Origin of the sequence: Mesorhizobium sp. WSM4312, assembly GCF_002294875.1 — a bacterium.
GTDB lineage: Bacteria > Pseudomonadota > Alphaproteobacteria > Rhizobiales > Rhizobiaceae > Mesorhizobium.
Genome location: NZ_NSFU01000001.1, coordinates 470,670 through 486,277, shown reverse-complemented (window position 1 = coordinate 486,277; position 15,608 = coordinate 470,670). Strand labels below are relative to the sequence as shown.

The window sequence follows — 15,608 nt, the reverse complement described above, 5'->3', positions numbered from 1 at the left end:
GCTTTGCGGAAAGAGCCCATGAACACGACACTCGAAACAACGGCAAACCCCTTGCCGGAAGACCTCGCCTTTCTCGCCGAACGGCTGACGGCATTCAACGACGGCGATGTCGGCGCGTCCGAAAGAGAGGCGCTCGCCGTGTTTGTGCGCGACGAGGATGGCGCGGTCGTCGCCGGCATTTCGGGCTATACCGCCTGGGGCTGGCTCTACGTGCAATGGCTGTGGGTCGATGAAAGGCTGCGCGGCCAGCACATGGCAGGCCGGATGCTGGACGCGGCCGAACAGGAAGCCGTGGCGCGCGGCTGCAACAACGCCTGGATCGACACCTTCAATCCAAACGCCGCCAAGGTCTACCAGCGCCAGGGCTATCAGCCCTTCGGCACGTTGGCCGATTTCCCGGTCGGTCGCAGCCGCATCTTCCTGCAGAAGAAACTGGTTTAACCGGCAAGCTTTCCGCCGCGCATCGGCTGCGGCGCGCCGGTGGTGCTTGGAAAACTGATCGGCAGGCCGCGCAGCACGCGCACCGCCAGGAAGGCAAAACATTCTGCCTCCACCGCGTCGCCGCTCCAGCCGAGGTTTTCCGCCTGCACCACCTCGATGCCGGCGCGGTTCGCGAGCATTGCCATCATCGTCGGATTGTGGCGCCCGCCGCCGCTGACCACCAATTTTCGGGGCCGGCTCGGCAACAGGTCGAGTGCCTTGCCGACGGCGCCGGCCGTGAAGGCGGTGAGCAGGGCCGCGCCATCCTCGGCATTGAGGCCGTCGGCCATGGCTGCGCCGAAATCGAAACGGTCCAGCGATTTGGGATAGGGCTTGGTCAGATAGGGATGCTGTAACAGCTTGGCGAGCCGGGCCTCGTCGACCTTGCCCGCGCGGCCGAGCGCGCCGTCGCGATCCATGTCGCCGAGCCCCTTCGATTTGATGAAATCGTTGAGCGGCGCATTGGCCGGTCCCGTGTCGAAGGCGACGACATTGTCGGCGCCGTCCCACCAGGTGATGTTGGCGACGCCGCCGAGATTGAGCACGGCCACCTCGCCACTGGCGCCGGCGCTGCGCATCAGAGCAGTGTGATAGGCGGCGGCCAGTGGCGCGCCTTGCCCGCCGGCGCGCATGTCGGCCGAGCGGAAATCGTAGGCGACCTTGGTGCCCAACAGGGAATGCATCAGCTCGCCGTCACCCAATTGCCGCGTCTGGCCGAGCCGCCCGACCTGCGGTGCGCGATGCAGCACCGTCTGGCCGTGAAAGCCGACGACGCCGATATCGGCCATCGTCATGCCGTAGCCCTCGACCAATTCGTTGACCGCCGCCGACTGGGCACGCGTCAGCGCTTCCTCGGCCTTGCGGAAGATCGCCGGTTCCGGCCCGACAAAATTCCAGGCCCGCGCCGCCGTCAGCGTCTCTTCCAGCAGCGAGCGGATCGATGGGGGATAAGGCATCAGCCGGTAGGTGCCGAAATCATCGATGCGCTCGCCATCGGTCTTGATCAGCGCGACGTCGATATTGCCGTCAAGCACGGTGCCGGTCATCAGGCCGACGGCCCAGATTGGTTCCATCATTGAACTCCATTCATCAGATCGCCGACCGCTTGCCGAAGCTGAACGATTCCGCTGTCGAAATGACGTGTCGGATGGATCCGGTTGGTGAGCAAGGTCCAGGCCTTGCCCTTGTCGAAATCGATCCACAGGCCGGTGCCGGTAAAGCCGGTGTGGCCGATCGTTCCCGGGCTGCACAAGGCCCCGCCGGACCAGCCGTCATAGGAGCGCTCCCAGCCATGGGTGCGGGTGGCGGACAAGGGCGTGCGCATCAGCGCGGTCGAATTCTTGGAAGCACCGGACAGCAGCCCTTGCGCGAAATCAAGCACCGAAGCCGCCGTGCCGAACAGCCCGGCATGACCGGCGCCTTGCAGCGCCGAGCAATTGTCGTCGTGGACCTCGCCGGACAGCACACGATGACGCCAGGTGCAGTCCTCGGTCGCCGCGGCGGCATCCGGCTGCGTGGACCAGGCAAATCCGGTGCCGGGATCCATGTCGCGGATGGTCTTGCCCGACAGCCGCTCCAGCGCAAAGCCGAGCAGGATGAAATTGATGTCGGAATAGACGGGGTCACGGGCTCGCCATTCGCGCTGCAGGATGAAGGTGCGCAGCAATTCGGGATCGCGCCCGTAAGTGTAGATCGGTTCGACTGCCGGGAAGGGGGTCTGGTGGCCAAGGCACTGGCGGAATGTCACCTTCCGCTCCCACGCCGATTGATCGTACTGGCGAAGGTCGGGCAGCACGGAGGTCAGCGGCGCGTCGAGATCGATGACGCCGGTTTCCGCCAGCGCCAGGATGCGCGGCGTGGTGAAGATGGCCTTGGTCAGCGATGCCAGGTCGAACCAGGTTTCGACGGTCATTGGACGCTGCTTGGGCACGAGGTGCGCCGAGCCGATTGCCCTGACGATGTGATGGCCATTGCTGTCGACAATGCCGAGCACGCCGCCGGGAATGCGCTTGGTGGACACCGCTGTTGCAAGTGGTTGGAAAGCGCGGTCGAAGAGCTGGGCGAGGTCGCTCAACGCCACCCTCCTCTTGAAAGGCCGAGATCCTTCGCGCCCTCCTCTGTCCTGCCGGACATCTCCCCCACGAGGGGGGAGATCAGCAGCGTTGATGTTCCGCCAACCTTCCAACGTTGGAGATTTGCGAAAGCCGCGACGACATCCGATCTCCCCCCATGTGGGGGAGATGCCCGGTAGGGCAGAGGGGGGCGCTGTCCCGCCAACCTGAGATATCCCTGGGCCATCACGCCTCGACCCTCGCCATATGATCCCTGCCGAACTGCTCCCACTTCGCCGGCGCCGGCTCGAACCCTTGCGGGCGCACCAGCGACGGTACCTGGCGTGTGTCGATCTCGAAATGCTCGCGCCGCCGCTCGATGGTCGGGACGGCGGCGATCAGCTTCTTCGTATAGGAGTGCTTCGGTTTCGACAGCACCGAGGCCGCGTCGCCGATCTCGACGATCTGGCCGGCATAGATGACGGCGATGCGGTGCGCGATCCGCTCGACCACCGCCATGTCGTGCGAGATGAAGAGATAGGCCAGACCGAACTCGCGCTGCAATTCGACCAGCAACTCCAGCACCTTGGCCTGCACCGAGACGTCCAGTGCCGACACCGCCTCATCGAGAACGACCACCGACGGGTTGAGCATCAGCGCGCGGGCAATGCACAGCCTCTGCCGCTGGCCGCCCGAGAATTCATGCGGATAGCGCCCCAGGCTATTTCGGGGCAAGCCGACGCGTTCCAGCAGGCTCGCCATTCTGGCGCGTGTCTCGGTGTCCACACGACCACCATTGGCGATCACCGGTTCGGCCAGGATGCTTTCGATGGCCAGCCTTGGATTGAGCGAGGCATAGGGGTTCTGAAACACCATCTGCACGGGCTTGGCGCTGCGCTCCGCAGAAGCCGCTCTAACGCCGACCGAGAAGCTGCCGCGCGTCGAGCGCACCAGTCCGAGGACGGCCTTCGCGGTTGTCGATTTGCCGGAGCCGCTCTCGCCGACAACGGCCAGCGTCTCGCCCGGCATCAAGTCGAAGTCGACGCCGTCGACGGCATGCACGGCGCCGGTGGCGCGGCTGAAGAAATTGCTCTTGAGGGGAAACCGCACCACCAGTCCGTCGACCTTCAAGGCCGGCTCCGTGTTTTCACCCTTGTCGCGCAGGCCGTCCGCGCGGGTCGCGCTTCCATTGGCGAAATGCGGCACGTCCTGCAGCAGATGCTGGGTGTAGGGGTGCCGCGGCCTGTCGAGGATCTGGTTCAGCTCGCCTTGCTCCACGGCCTGCCCGTTTTGCATCACCATCACGTTGTCGGCGATGCCGGCAACCAGGCCGATATCGTGGGTGATGAAGATGACAGACATGCCGGTTTCGCGCTTCAGCTCGGCCAGCAGCGCCATGATCTGCGCCTGCACGGTGACGTCGAGCGCGGTGGTCGGCTCGTCGGCGATCAGCAGGCGCGGATTGCAGGCGAGCGCAATGGCGATCATCACCCTTTGCAGCATGCCGCCCGACAGCTGGTTGGGCGTGTATTTCAGCCGCCGCGCGGCATCTGGAATGCGCACGCGGTCGAGCGCGTCCCTGGCCGCCGCCGTGGCTTGCCGGCCGGTCAGGCCGCGGTGCAGCCGGAACGATTCCTCAATCTGCGTGCCGATGGTCAGCACCGGATTGAGCGAGGTCATCGGCTCCTGGAAGATCATGCCGATCTCGGCGCCGCGAATGCCGGTCAGCTGCGGTTCGGTGGCAGCTATCAGGTCGAAGAGGCTGCCGTCGGCCCGCTTCAGCGTCATCGCGCCGCCGGTGATGCGGCCGCCGCCAAAATCGATCAGCCGGTTGATCGACAGCGCGGTGACGGATTTGCCGGAGCCGCTTTCGCCGACAATGGCAAGTGTTTCACCATCGGCAAGGTCGAAGCTGACGCCGCGCACCACCCCATTGGCGTGCGGATCGCGACCGAAGCCGACGTGCAGATCGCGGACCGACAGCAGCGGCGTCATGCCGGCGCCCTCCGCATTCTGGGGTCGAGGATATCGCGCAAGGCATCACCCAGCAGGTTGAAGCCGAGGATGCTGATCATGATGGTCAGTCCCGGAAAGATCATCAGCCAGGGCGCGGTCTCCATCAGATTGCGGCTGTCGCTCAGCATCAGGCCGAGCGAGGAGGCGGGCGGCTGTGTGCCCAGCCCAAGGAAGCTCAACCCGGCTTCCGTCAGCAGCGCCCAGGCCAGCGCCAGCGTCACCTGCACGGTCAGCGGCGCCACCAGATTGAGCAGCAGGTGCCGCGTGACGATGTAGCTGGGACTGCTGCCGAAAGTGCGCGCGGCGTCGACGAATTCACGTGCCTTGAGCGATAGGGCAGGGCCGCGCACCACGCGCGTGAAGATCGGCGTGTAGACGATGCCGATGGCAACGACGCTGGTCCATGTGCCTGGCCCGGCGACGGTGACGATGAGCAGCGCCAGAAGGATGGCGGGGAAGGCCAGCAGCACATCCATGATGCGCATCACCACGCTATCCCAGCGGCGTCCGAGCCAGGCTGCGGCCAGCCCGAGCACGGTGCCGGCAAGGGTCGCGAAGGCCACCGAGAAGAAGGCGACGGTGAAGGATTGGCCGATGCCGGCCATCAATCGGCTGGCGACGTCGCGGCCGAAAAGGTCGGTTCCCATCCAGTAGGCGCCGTTCGGTGCGTGCAGCCGGTCGACGCGGAACTGCGTGATCGGATTGTACGGCGTCAGCCCGAGCAGGCCGAGGATGGCGATCATGAGATAGATGCCGACGATGACGCCGCCGATGCGGCCGCTGCCATGGCCGAAGATGGCGCGCAGGATGCGCATCATTGCTCTCCCAGCCGGATGCGCGGATCGAGCGCGACATAGGCGAGGTCGACCAGGAGATTGACGATCATGAAGTTGAAGGCGATGAACAGCACGGCTCCCTGCACCAGCGCGTAGTCGCGCTGCAGGATGGCGTCCAGCACCATGCGACCGAGGCCGGGCAAGGCATAAATCTGCTCGACGATGACGGCGCCGCCCAGGAGATAGCCGAATTCGATGCCGCTCAGCGTCACCACCGGGATCAGCGCATTGGGGAGCGCATGCCGCCAGATGACGCTGCGGGCCGACGCCCCCTTGCTGCGCGCGGTGCGTACATAGTCGTCGCTCAAAACGTCGAGCATGGCCGAACGCGATATGCGCGTGACCGACGCTGCGAAGGCAAAGCCGAGCGTGATGGCGGGCAGGATCAGTTGGCTGAGATTGCGCATGGGATCCTGCCAGAGCGGCGCGAATTCGCCCATCGCCGGCAGCACGCCGAAGCCGGCCGACAGCGTGTAGATGATCAAGAGACCGAGCACGAAGCTCGGCGTCGACTGGCCGATCATGGCGACGACGCGGACCCCGAGATCGGACGGTTTGTCGCTATGCGTGGCGGCATAGATGCCGGCCGGCATGCCGACGGCAAGCGCGATGACCATCGACAGCAGAGCCAATTCCAGCGTCAGCGGGAAGCGTTCGAGGATGACATCGAGCACCGGCCTGCCATAGGTGACCGAAATGCCGAAATTGCCGTGCAGGATGCCGCCGATCCAGCGCCAGTACTGGACGAACCAGGGCTGGTCGATGCCGAAATAGGCGGCGAGCGAATCCCGCTGTGCCGGCGTCAGCAGCCCCGCCTCCGTCCCCAGCATCGCCGTGATCGAATCGCCCGGCACCATCCGGATCGCCACGAAGACAAGGATGGACACGCCAAGCAGGACGAGAGGAAACGTCGCCAGTCGTCGCATCAGATAGTTCACGCGAAGGATACCTCTCGTCCAATGCCTGCTGCGGCTACTTCTGGATGGTAACCTTGCTCAGGCTGAACAGCGTGCCTGTCGGCGTCGGCACGAAGCCGGCGATGTTCTTCTGCTGGGCCGTGTAGCTGTAGGAGGTGTAGAGCCAGATCCACGGCGACATCTCGGCGAGGTGCTTCTCGAATGCGGCGAAGATCGCCTTGCGTTTGGCCGGTTCGGTCTCGGCGCGGCCCTGCTGCATCTGGCTGTCCAGCGTGTCGTCGATGTAGTTGGCCACCTTCTGCAGATTGCCTGCCTTGGTCCAGTAGCGGTTGTACATCGTGTACGGGTCGGCGCGGCCGCCATTGAGCGCGATCGCCATGTCGAAATCGCCCTTCAGCCAGGCGTCGACATAGACGTTGAGCTCCATCATCTTGATGTCGAGCTTGACGCCGATTTCAGCCAGCTGCGACTGGATGACCTGGGCTTCCGCGGCCGCCGTCGGCGGCTCGCCGGTGGCGCCGATCACGGTCGCCGAAAAGCCGTCGGCAAAGCCGGCCTCGGCCATCAGCTTCTTGGCCTTTTCGACATCGCGCTTGTAGCAGAACAGCTGGCTCGGATCGGTCGCCAGCGCTGGGATGGTCAGCGGTCCGGTGACCTTGCCTTCGCCCAGCGAAGCCGTGTCCAGCACCTCCTGCCGGTCGATGGCGCAGGAGATCGCCTGGCGCACCTTGAGCTCGGTCATCGGCTTGCGCGACGGGTTGAGCTGCAGCACGTGATAGGCAAGCACCGGCACGCGGTTCAGCTGCAGGCTGGCCTCCTTCGGCACCAGTGTCGCGACCAGCGGATCGTTGAGCAGGGCGAAATCGATCTGCTTGGTGCGCATGGCGGCCAGGATCGCCGCTTCGTCCGGCAGCACGCTGATCTCGATGCCGTCGACGCCCGTCGCGCCGCCGGCCCAGTCCTTGTTGGCGCTGAGCACCTCCTTGGCGTTGGGGTCCCATTTGTCGAGCTTGAACGGGCCGGAACCAAGCGCCTTGGTGCCGATCGACCCGGCCTTGATTTCACTGGCTGGGACGATCGCCGCGTTGACATCGCTCATCGCCGTCAGGATCGGCACGTCGGGTTGCGACAAATGGAAGACGACGGTGGCCGCATCAGGCGTGTCGATGCCGGCGATCGACAGGAAATTGGCGCGCGCGGCCGCGCCGGTCTTCTCGTCGAGGATGCGCTCGAACGAGGCCTTGACGTCGGCGGAGGTGACGGCCGTGCCGTCCTGGAATTTCGCCTTGGGATCGAGCTTGAAGGTCAGCTCCTTGCCGTCCTTGGAGAATTCCCAGGAAGTGGCGATTGCCGGGATGATCTGCAGGCTGGCATCGACGCGCACCAGCGGCTCATAGATCAGTTCCAGGAGCCGCAGCGACGAAAAGGCCGTCTGTTTATGCGGGTCAAGTCCCGTGGCGTCCTGCGACCACGCCATGTGCAGCGTCGCGGCCTGTGTCGAAACCACAGCCACGCCGAGCATCGCGGCAACCGTGATGGCCGACAGGAGTGTTCTTGTGAGATGCCTTGCCATTTTCGTCTCCCATTATGATTTGAACTTGAGGCCTTGCAGTTTCTACGGACCGCTTCCAAGACACACATGCTTTGGAGTATCGGCCCAGTCTATGCGGCTTCACGTCGTCTTGTCTAAAGCGGCTTCATGCCGTCCTGTCGCTGATCGCCTTTCGCAGGAAACCTCCGGCCTTGCCGAGCGCCGCGCGCGCCGCCTCGACATCGAAGCCTGTGATCGCCACCAGGATCGCCAGCTTCACATCATTGCCGGTCTGGGCGAGCACCTGTTTGGCACGCTGCACCGTGCAGCCGCTGGTCTGCATGACGATCCTGATGGCTCTCGCGACCAGCTTTTTGTTGGACGGGTTGAGGTCGACCATCAGATTCTCATAGCTCTTGCCGATGCGGATCATCGAGGCCGTGGTCAGCATGTTGAGCACCAGTTTCTGCGCCGTTCCCGACTTCAGCCGGGTCGATCCGGTGAGAACCTCAGGCCCGACGACCGGCGAGATGGCGATGTCGGCGATGCCGGCAATGGTCGATGCCGGATTGCAGGACAGGGCAACCGTAGTCGCGCCGACCTGCTTCGCATAGTTCAGTCCGCCGATGACGTAAGGCGTGCGCCCGCTGACGGCGATGCCCACCACGACATCGTCCGGTGTGAGCCCGATCTCCTGCAGGGCCTGCGCGCCCATTTTCGGATCATCCTCGGCACCTTCCGTCGACCGCACCAAAGCGTCCGGGCCGCCGGCGATCAGGCCAATCACCATGTCCTCGGGCACGCGGAAGGTGGGCGGGCATTCCGACGCGTCGAGGACGCCGAGCCGGCCGCTGGTGCCGGCGCCGACATAGATAAGCCGCGCGCCTTTCTGGAAGGCAAGCACGATCCGGTCGACCGCGGCGGCGATTTCCGGCAGCACCTTTTCGACAGCCACAGGCACAATCCTGTCCTCGTCATTGATCTTGCGCAGCACATCGATGGTCGGCAGCAGGTCGATATCCATCGTCCGCGGATTGCGGCCTTCGGAAACCAGCAGGTCCAGCTCAGACATCAACCCTTGCTCGGTCATTCCAGTGCTTTCAAAAAATTCTGCTGCCGGCGTCCGACATGGCTCAACGGGCTCCAGGCACACGGACCTTGGGTCCGTCATCACAGGTTTTTCTTTGTTAACTTTTTAGAATTGGATATTCGTATCGTCAACAGGAAATTGGAATATTTTATTCCTATGTCGCTAAGCCTGCCCTACGCAGAATGATCTCTTGGCAAGGATGATCGCACCGGACACGGCGTCGCCGTCGGCGGGCTTCAGGCGGCGCCTTACATCGGGCGAAAGCCAGGGTTCGAGCGGACTGGCGAGGCCGCCCAGCAGGGTCACACGCGGCGCGCCTTTTTCGAACAGCACCCGCACCAGCGTGTCGATCTGCTCGGCGGCACTTTGCACGATGCGTCGTCCGGCCGGATCGCCCTGGTCGGCATGGCGCATCACCATCGGCGCCAGCGCGGCGTAATCCGTGGCGCTGGCGCCGTCCATCCAGGCGACCGCTTCCATGGGATCGCCCTCGAAGCGCTGCATCACTTCCGCCAGCAGCGCCGTCCGCTCGTGCCGCCCGTCATGGGCGCGCAACGCCATTTGCACGGCTTTCAGGCCGAGATCGGCGCCGCTGCCTTCGTCGGAGATCGGAAAGCCGTAGCCGCCGACGCGCAGGTCGCGCCCTTCGACGAAGCCGAGGCCGATCGAGCCGGTCCCGGCAATTACGATGGCGCCATCCCTGCCGGAATGGGCGCCCAGGCAGGCGCCGACACCGTCGCTGACGTAATCGATGCTCGCAAAGGGGTGCGCGATCGCCCGCAGCACTTCCAACGCGCCCTTCCGGCCGATACCGGCAAGCCCGATGCCGGCGCGGATCCGGGAGGTCTCGCTCGGCCCAAAGCCAGCCTCCTCGATCGCCGCACCAAAGGCTTTGGCTATGGAGGCCCAGGCCGCGTCGATGCCGAGCCGCGTCGTCGCCGGGCCGGACAGGCCCTGTCCAAGCACGTAGCCTTCCGCATCTTCGATACGAGCCCTGCAGCCGGTGCCGCCACCATCGACGCCGAGAAAATAGTCAGCGCCGCTCATGTGCTCAGCCGCTCGATGTCGGCACCGCAAAGCCGCAGCTTGCGGTCCAACTGCTCATAGCCGCGGTCGAGATGATAGACGCGGTTGATGATCGTCTCGCCTTCGCTGACCAGCGCTGCCAGAACCAGCGACACCGAGGCGCGCAGGTCGGTGGCCATCACCTGCGCGCCATGCAGTTTCTCGCCGCCGCGCACCAAAGCCATGGTGCCTTGCAGCTTGATGTTGGCGCCGAGGCGCATCAGTTCGGGCACATGCATGAAGCGGTTCTCGAAGATGGTTTCACGCAGCAGCGACGCACCCTCGGCGCAACACATCAGCGCCATGAACTGTGCCTGCAGGTCGGTCGGAAACCCCGGATAGGGTTCCGTCGTGAGATCGGCGGCCTTGAGCGGCCGGTCGCGCGACACGATGAGCCCGCGATCGCCGGGCCAGACGCTGACGCCGGTGGTTTCCAGCAATTGCACCACCGAGGCCATATGCTCGAGCCGGGCATGGGTGAGCTCGAGCTGGCCGCCGGTGATTGCCGCGGCGATGGCATAGGTCCCGGCCTCGATCCGGTCCGGGATAATGTCGTGTCGGGCCGCGTGCCAGCCTGTCTCGCCGGCGATCAGGATGCGGTGCGTGCCGGCGCCCTCGATGCGCGCTCCCATGGCGTTGAGGCAAGCGGCGAGATCGGCCACTTCCGGCTCGCGCGCCGCGTTGAGGATCTCGGTTTCGCCCCTGGCCGTGGTCGCCGCCATCATGGCGGTTTCCGTTGCCCCGACGGACGGCGAGCTGAGCACGATGCGCGTCCCGGTCAGCCCGCTCGGCGCCGAAGCGACGATCAGGCCATTCTCGATGGCGATCTTGGCGCCGAGCGCGGCGAGGGCGGCGACATGCATGTCGACCGGCCGCGCGCCGATCGCGCAGCCGCCCGGCAGCGAAACACGGGCATGGCCGAAACGGGCCAGCAGCGGCGCCAGAACCAGCACCGTCGCGCGCATTTTTCGTACCGTGTCGTAGGATGTCTCCTTGGAAACGGCGGCACTTGTGTCGATCATCGCGGCATGCGCCGATCGCGTCACTTCGGCGCCGTGAAGCCGCACCACGCCCAGCATGTTCTCGACGTCGGTCACATCAGGCAAATTGGTCAGCTCGAGCGGGTAGGGGCTGAGCAGGGCGGCCGCGATCTGTGGCAAGGCAGCGTTCTTGGCGCCGGAAATGGTGACCGCGCCTTCCAGTCTTGGTCCGCCGACGATCCGCAATCTGTCCATGGCTGAACCCTTTCGTGGCGAAAGCCCGGTCAGAGGCGGGTCTCTCCGGGAGAGCCATTCGATTCTCGAACCTGGCAGGTTCGAGATTTAATTCTGCGTTCTTGGCTGTCAATCGAAATTGGAATATTTTATTCCTCCGAGCATCGAAGCGCTCCTGAGGGTCCATGTCCGTTCTCAAGAAGATCAATGCGAAGCTCGACGGCATGGCGCCCGGCGACCGCGAGATCGGCCAGTACATCGTCGACAATCCCGACCAGATGCTGCGCCTGTCGACGGCAGCGCTGGCAGCCGAGATCGGCCGTAGTCAGTCGAGTGTCGTCAAGTTCAGCCAGAAGCTCGGCTATGCCAGCTACCAGGAGCTCAAGCTCGCCGTCAGCGAGGCCAAGGCACAGGACTGGCAGGTGCCGGCCGGCGTCATCCACGGCTCGATCGAGGTTGGAGACACCTATCCGGTCATCCTCAAGAAACTGATCGGCAGCAAGCTTCTATCGATGCAGCAGACCGTCGCCGCCAACAGCGAGCGCATCATCTCCCGGACGCTGGAGCTGCTCGATGGCGCGCGCCGCATCCATCTGGTCGGCGTCGGCGCCTCCTCGCTGGTGGCGCGCGATTTCTCCTACAAGCTGATGAAGCTCGGCCGCAACGTGCTGCACGACAGCGACAGCCACATCCAGATGGCCAATGCCGCGACGCTCGGGCCTGGCGACGTGTTGTTCGCGCTGTCCTATTCCGGCGCCAGCATCGAAACCTTGCGCATCGCCGAGCTCGCCGCCAAGCGCGGCACGACAGTGATCGCCGTCACCGGCCTGCACGACAATCCGCTGAGCCGGGTCGCCGACATCCGCCTCTACACCATCGCCGACGAGGAGCGCGCGCGCTCCTCCTCAATCACCGCACGCGACGCGCAGCTGACGCTGACCGATCTGTTGTTCATCCTTTTTCTGCAGAAGCAGCCGGACGCCAACGACTATGTCCACAACAGCGAGGCGGCGGTCTCGGTGCTGAAGGCCGAGCGGTCCTCGTAGGCGTGGGCCGCCTGGTCGGCGGATGGGTTATCGCTGGCGGGGTCAGCAAAGCGCTACCAGGTCGTGTGCACCCTCAGCTTGAACGAACGGCCTTCGGCCAGGCGCGCCCGGTGCCGATCCAACCACCGGCTTGAACCGGCAGGTCGGCTCGCGATTGCCCTCAAACGTGCAGCAACGCGCCCATTTCCGCGATCTTATCTATCAGGAAATACTTATATTTTGAGATGCTGTGCCGCTTCGCTCACTATCCAGAAAGAGCGCAATGTAAAATATACGCTTACTTAACCTCCGCGTGCATACTGCGGAGTGGGCAGACCTGCTTGCTTGCTCTCCCGCACGAATTGAGAATGCGCATGTCGGTTACGCGTCGTACGCTGCTTATGGCCGGAAGCGGTGGGTTGCTGATCTCGCAGGCTCAGGCGGCCAGCACTCAGGCGCAGGACGCCCCAAAGCCCGTCGCAGGCGGCGATGTGTTGCGTATCGCAATGCCGGCTTTTGCTTCCAATCCGTTCTTCCCGGCCGATGGGCTGGGCGACAATGGCATAGACATGGAACTGGCGCACGGCATCGCTGCGCAGCTTGGCGTGGAGCCGATGTTCGACCGCTCCGCCGCAACATTCGACGGCATGGTGAACCTGGTGAGTTCCGGCCAAGCGGATCTGGCGATCGGCAAGCTCAGCCGGACCCTTCAGCGCGGTCGGTCGATCGTTTATTCCCGGCCCTACGCCATGCTGCGCCAAGGGCTGATCGCCAACCGGCTCAACCTTGCGCGTATCGCGCAAGGCAAGCCGCCCGAGCTGATCATCCGCGATTTCACGGGCGATCTCGGCGTGATCGAGGGCTCTTCATTCGCCACCTATGCGCCGACAACCTTCCCGCAGGCGCAGATCCGCCGCTTCGCCAGCTGGGATTTGATCATCGATGCGATCCGCAACGGGACGCTCGACATGGCCTACCGCGATGATTTCGAGATCAAGAAACTGATGGTCGACGATCCGTCGATGACGGTCGTCGCGCGCTCGATCACGCTGACCGACAAGGTCGACACCATCGCCGTCGGCGTGCGGCCGGACAATCCGCACCTCGCGGCCTTTGTCGACCTCTATCTCGATCTCGCCCGGGGGCAGCAGGTCCTCAACACGGACGAGATCATCGCCCGCTATCGCCAGGGGAGCAAAGCCTGACATGGCCATCTCCGACGTAGCCGGTCCCGTGCCTTTCGATTGGCGCCTCGCGGCAAGGCGCATCTTGCGCTCGCCGGTAACGACGCTCGCGATGATCGGGGCAGGGATCCTGTGCGGTCTCTACTATCCGGCCTTTGCCCATGCGATCAGCCCTGTCGCGCAGCTCTACCTGAATTTCCTCAAGATGGTCGTCCTGCCTTACCTGGTCTCGTCGGTCATCTTCTCCATCACGGCGATGGTCCAGGACCCCAAATCGGTGCGTTACCTCGGCAAGGTGGGTATGGCCGTTCTGGTCGTGTCGTTCCTGGGCGTACTGGTGAGCGGCAGCTTGTCGCTGATCCTCCAGCCGGGCCAGATCGAGAACCCCCAGTCGCGAATCGAGCTTGGCGAGTTCATCAATTCGCAGGGCAGCGTCTCCACCGATCTCGCCTTCCCGTTCCAGCCGCCATCCAACGAAGGCGCCGACACCGGGCATTCGATCCTGCTCGACCTGGTGCCGAACAATGTCTTCAACGCGCTGGCCTCGGGCCAGACCATCCAGGTCCTGCTGTTCTGCCTGCTTTTCGGGCTCGCCATGGGCAAGATCCCCCAACCTTCGTCCATGAGCCTGACTCAGGCGCTCAACGCGGTCTACCGGGCCTGTACGGTCCTGACCAACTGGTTCATCTGGGGATTGCCCTTCGCAACCTTCATCCTGATCGCGGACCAGACCGCGACGACCGGGACCAAGCCGCTCATGCTGATGGGCGGTTACCTGCTGGTGATGGGGCTTTCCTGCCTCATATTCGTCGCCGGCGCCTTTGCCATTATCGCCATCCGGTCGCGGCGCAGCTACTGGACGACGATCAAGACCTGCCAGCCCCTGCTGATGGTGGCCATCACCACGCGCTCCACCGTCGCTTCGCTGCCGTGGGTCATCAACCTGTTGAGCGAGCGCCTGCGGTTCAACCTGGTGGTCGTCGAACTGCTGGTGCCGCTGCAGGCGGCGTTGCTGCGCACCGGCCCGGCGCTGCTCTACACCTCGGGCACCCTGTTCATCGCCCAGCTCTACGGCCATCCGCTCGGCGTGTCGGACCTGGTGCTCGTCGGCATCGCTTCCGCGCTTCTCGCACTCACGACCGGCGGCATGGGCAGCCTGCTCATCCTGTCCCAGATGTCCATCGTGTGCGGCTACCTGAAGCTCCCCTTTGAAGCGGCGTTCGCCCTGTTCGTCGCGGTGGATGCGGCCGTGGACACGTTCATGACGCTGGCCAGCGTTTGCACGGTCGCCGCGAGCACGGCAATGATCGCGCCCAGCCACAGGGAGGCGACGCAGCCTGTCGAAACCGTCTCGGAACACCTCGAAGCCGAGCCGGTCCGATGATCGACGACAGCATCCGTCCCCAACTCGGCATTATCGGCGGCCTCGGGCCGCTTGCATCGGCCGACTTCTACTTCAAGCTGACCCGAATGACCCAGGCATTCCGGGACAACGACCATGTGCCTGCCGTCATCCTCAGCGTGCCACAGCTGCCCGACAGGACCGAGGCGATCCTTGGCAACCATGACGGACCACTGGCGCCTCTGAAAGCCGCGGTCTCGACGCTCAATGTGCTCGGTGTTACCTGTATTGCCATGCCTTGCAACACCGCCCATCATTGGTACGACCAACTGGCGGCGAATTCGCAAGCGCAGATCGTCCATATCGGCGACGCAGCCGTGGCCGAAACGCGTCGTGGCCTGGACCGGGGCCGGGTTGCGATTCTCGCCACCCAGGGCACGCTGGTCTCCGGCTTCTATCAGGACAAGATGTCGGCGGCGGGATTTGGGCTCTGCCTTCCCGCGAACACCGAGTTCCAGGAGCGCGTGGACAACGCGATCAGTCTCGTCAAGGCCGGTTCGACGATGGAGGCGGCGATCGAGACCGAGCGCGCGCTTGATATCGCGCAAACGGCCGGCGCCGATGCCGCCCTTCTTGGCTGCACCGAACTGTCGGTGGTGGCCGCCAGCCTCAACGATGTCAGTGGATTGGTCGTCATCGACAGCAATGCGGCCCTGGCGCGAGCCTGTCTGACACGATTGGGTTTCGGTGCGCAAGACGCTCGGGGCCTGCTGGCCGTACCGCAGCTGCCGGGACATGACCGATCGCTGCACGCCAGTTCTGTCATACTGGCTAGATGCTCGGTTCCATGAAGGTGG

General features: G+C 64.4%; 14 protein-coding genes. 5 read left to right on the top strand and 9 right to left on the bottom strand.

Going from position 1 to position 15,608, the window contains the following annotated elements:
- Positions 1 to 18 precede the first annotated feature (18 nt).
- The gene (locus tag CK228_RS02290; protein ID WP_095771195.1) at positions 19 to 441 is read left to right on the top strand and encodes a GNAT family N-acetyltransferase; all 423 of its coding nucleotides are present in this window, start codon (positions 19 to 21) and stop codon (positions 439 to 441) included.
- Here CK228_RS02290 and CK228_RS02285 read toward each other — a convergent pair.
- The 9 genes from CK228_RS02285 to murA all read right to left on the bottom strand — a co-directional run bounded on the left by CK228_RS02285 (position 438) and on the right by murA (position 11,221).
- Positions 438 to 1,553, bottom strand: a complete 1,116-nt coding sequence (locus CK228_RS02285; protein WP_095786725.1) for an anhydro-N-acetylmuramic acid kinase — start codon at positions 1,551 to 1,553, stop codon at positions 438 to 440. The two genes, CK228_RS02290 and CK228_RS02285, sit on opposite strands and share 4 nt — an antisense overlap.
- Positions 1,553 to 2,554: a serine hydrolase gene (locus tag CK228_RS02280; protein ID WP_095786724.1), complete on the bottom strand. Its 1,002-nt coding sequence runs from the start codon at positions 2,552 to 2,554 to the stop codon at positions 1,553 to 1,555. The genes CK228_RS02285 and CK228_RS02280 overlap by 1 nt, the downstream gene beginning before the upstream one ends.
- 223 nt (positions 2,555 to 2,777) lie before the next feature.
- Positions 2,778 to 4,526, bottom strand: a complete 1,749-nt coding sequence (locus CK228_RS02270) for an ABC transporter ATP-binding protein (RefSeq protein ID WP_095786722.1) — start codon at positions 4,524 to 4,526, stop codon at positions 2,778 to 2,780.
- Entirely contained in the window at positions 4,523 to 5,362 is an 840-nt protein-coding gene (locus CK228_RS02265) for an ABC transporter permease (protein ID WP_095786900.1), read from the bottom strand. Before CK228_RS02265 ends, CK228_RS02270 begins: the two co-directional genes overlap by 4 nt.
- Positions 5,362 to 6,321 carry an ABC transporter permease gene (locus tag CK228_RS02260; protein WP_095786721.1) on the bottom strand — a complete coding sequence of 320 codons (960 nt, stop codon included), beginning with the start codon at positions 6,319 to 6,321 and terminating at the stop codon, positions 5,362 to 5,364. Before CK228_RS02260 ends, CK228_RS02265 begins: the two co-directional genes overlap by 1 nt.
- Positions 6,322 to 6,355: 34 nt before the next feature.
- The gene (locus CK228_RS02255) at positions 6,356 to 7,873 is read right to left on the bottom strand and encodes an ABC transporter substrate-binding protein (protein ID WP_095786720.1); all 1,518 of its coding nucleotides are present in this window, start codon (positions 7,871 to 7,873) and stop codon (positions 6,356 to 6,358) included.
- Positions 7,874 to 7,997: 124 nt separating this feature from the next.
- Positions 7,998 to 8,921 carry an N-acetylmuramic acid 6-phosphate etherase gene (gene murQ, locus CK228_RS02250; RefSeq protein ID WP_095786719.1) on the bottom strand — a complete coding sequence of 308 codons (924 nt, stop codon included), beginning with the start codon at positions 8,919 to 8,921 and terminating at the stop codon, positions 7,998 to 8,000.
- A 162-nt stretch (positions 8,922 to 9,083) separates the two neighbouring features.
- Positions 9,084 to 9,968 (bottom strand): N-acetylglucosamine kinase, encoded by an 885-nt coding sequence (locus CK228_RS02245; protein WP_095786718.1) that lies wholly within the window; start codon positions 9,966 to 9,968, stop codon positions 9,084 to 9,086.
- The gene (gene murA, locus CK228_RS02240; protein WP_095786717.1) at positions 9,965 to 11,221 is read right to left on the bottom strand and encodes a UDP-N-acetylglucosamine 1-carboxyvinyltransferase; all 1,257 of its coding nucleotides are present in this window, start codon (positions 11,219 to 11,221) and stop codon (positions 9,965 to 9,967) included. The genes CK228_RS02245 and murA overlap by 4 nt, the downstream gene beginning before the upstream one ends.
- 164 nt (positions 11,222 to 11,385) lie before the next feature.
- On the opposite strand from murA, the gene CK228_RS02235 reads away from it, so the two are divergent.
- The 4 genes from CK228_RS02235 (at position 11,386) to CK228_RS02220 (ending at position 15,602) form a co-directional block, all read left to right on the top strand.
- Positions 11,386 to 12,246, top strand: a complete 861-nt coding sequence (locus CK228_RS02235) for a MurR/RpiR family transcriptional regulator (RefSeq protein WP_095786716.1) — start codon at positions 11,386 to 11,388, stop codon at positions 12,244 to 12,246.
- A 353-nt stretch (positions 12,247 to 12,599) separates the two neighbouring features.
- Entirely contained in the window at positions 12,600 to 13,430 is an 831-nt protein-coding gene (locus CK228_RS02230) for a transporter substrate-binding domain-containing protein (RefSeq protein ID WP_179295778.1), read from the top strand.
- A 1-nt stretch (position 13,431) separates the two neighbouring features.
- On the top strand, positions 13,432 to 14,793 hold the full coding sequence (locus CK228_RS02225) for a cation:dicarboxylase symporter family transporter (protein WP_095786715.1): 1,362 nt from the start codon (positions 13,432 to 13,434) through the stop codon (positions 14,791 to 14,793).
- Positions 14,790 to 15,602 (top strand): amino acid racemase, encoded by an 813-nt coding sequence (locus tag CK228_RS02220; RefSeq protein ID WP_095786714.1) that lies wholly within the window; start codon positions 14,790 to 14,792, stop codon positions 15,600 to 15,602. The genes CK228_RS02225 and CK228_RS02220 overlap by 4 nt, the downstream gene beginning before the upstream one ends.
- The last annotated feature ends 6 nt before the right edge of the window (positions 15,603 to 15,608 follow it).

Bases quoted from the DNA above. Each gene is read 5' to 3' on its own strand.
- CK228_RS02290 (WP_095771195.1), top strand. From the start codon at position 19: ATGAACACGACACTCGAAACAACGGCAAACCCCTTGCCGGAAGACCTC.
- CK228_RS02285 (WP_095786725.1), bottom strand. From the start codon at position 1,553: ATGGAACCAATCTGGGCCGTCGGCCTGATGACCGGCACCGTGCTTGAC.
- CK228_RS02270 (WP_095786722.1), bottom strand. From the start codon at position 4,526: ATGACGCCGCTGCTGTCGGTCCGCGATCTGCACGTCGGCTTCGGTCGC.
- CK228_RS02265 (WP_095786900.1), bottom strand. From the start codon at position 5,362: ATGCGCATCCTGCGCGCCATCTTCGGCCATGGCAGCGGCCGCATCGGC.
- CK228_RS02255 (WP_095786720.1), bottom strand. From the start codon at position 7,873: ATGGCAAGGCATCTCACAAGAACACTCCTGTCGGCCATCACGGTTGCC.
- murQ (WP_095786719.1), bottom strand. From the start codon at position 8,921: ATGACCGAGCAAGGGTTGATGTCTGAGCTGGACCTGCTGGTTTCCGAA.
- CK228_RS02245 (WP_095786718.1), bottom strand. From the start codon at position 9,968: ATGAGCGGCGCTGACTATTTTCTCGGCGTCGATGGTGGCGGCACCGGC.
- murA (WP_095786717.1), bottom strand. From the start codon at position 11,221: ATGGACAGATTGCGGATCGTCGGCGGACCAAGACTGGAAGGCGCGGTC.
- CK228_RS02235 (WP_095786716.1), top strand. From the start codon at position 11,386: ATGTCCGTTCTCAAGAAGATCAATGCGAAGCTCGACGGCATGGCGCCC.
- CK228_RS02230 (WP_179295778.1), top strand. From the start codon at position 12,600: ATGTCGGTTACGCGTCGTACGCTGCTTATGGCCGGAAGCGGTGGGTTG.
- CK228_RS02225 (WP_095786715.1), top strand. From the start codon at position 13,432: ATGGCCATCTCCGACGTAGCCGGTCCCGTGCCTTTCGATTGGCGCCTC.
- CK228_RS02220 (WP_095786714.1), top strand. From the start codon at position 14,790: ATGATCGACGACAGCATCCGTCCCCAACTCGGCATTATCGGCGGCCTC.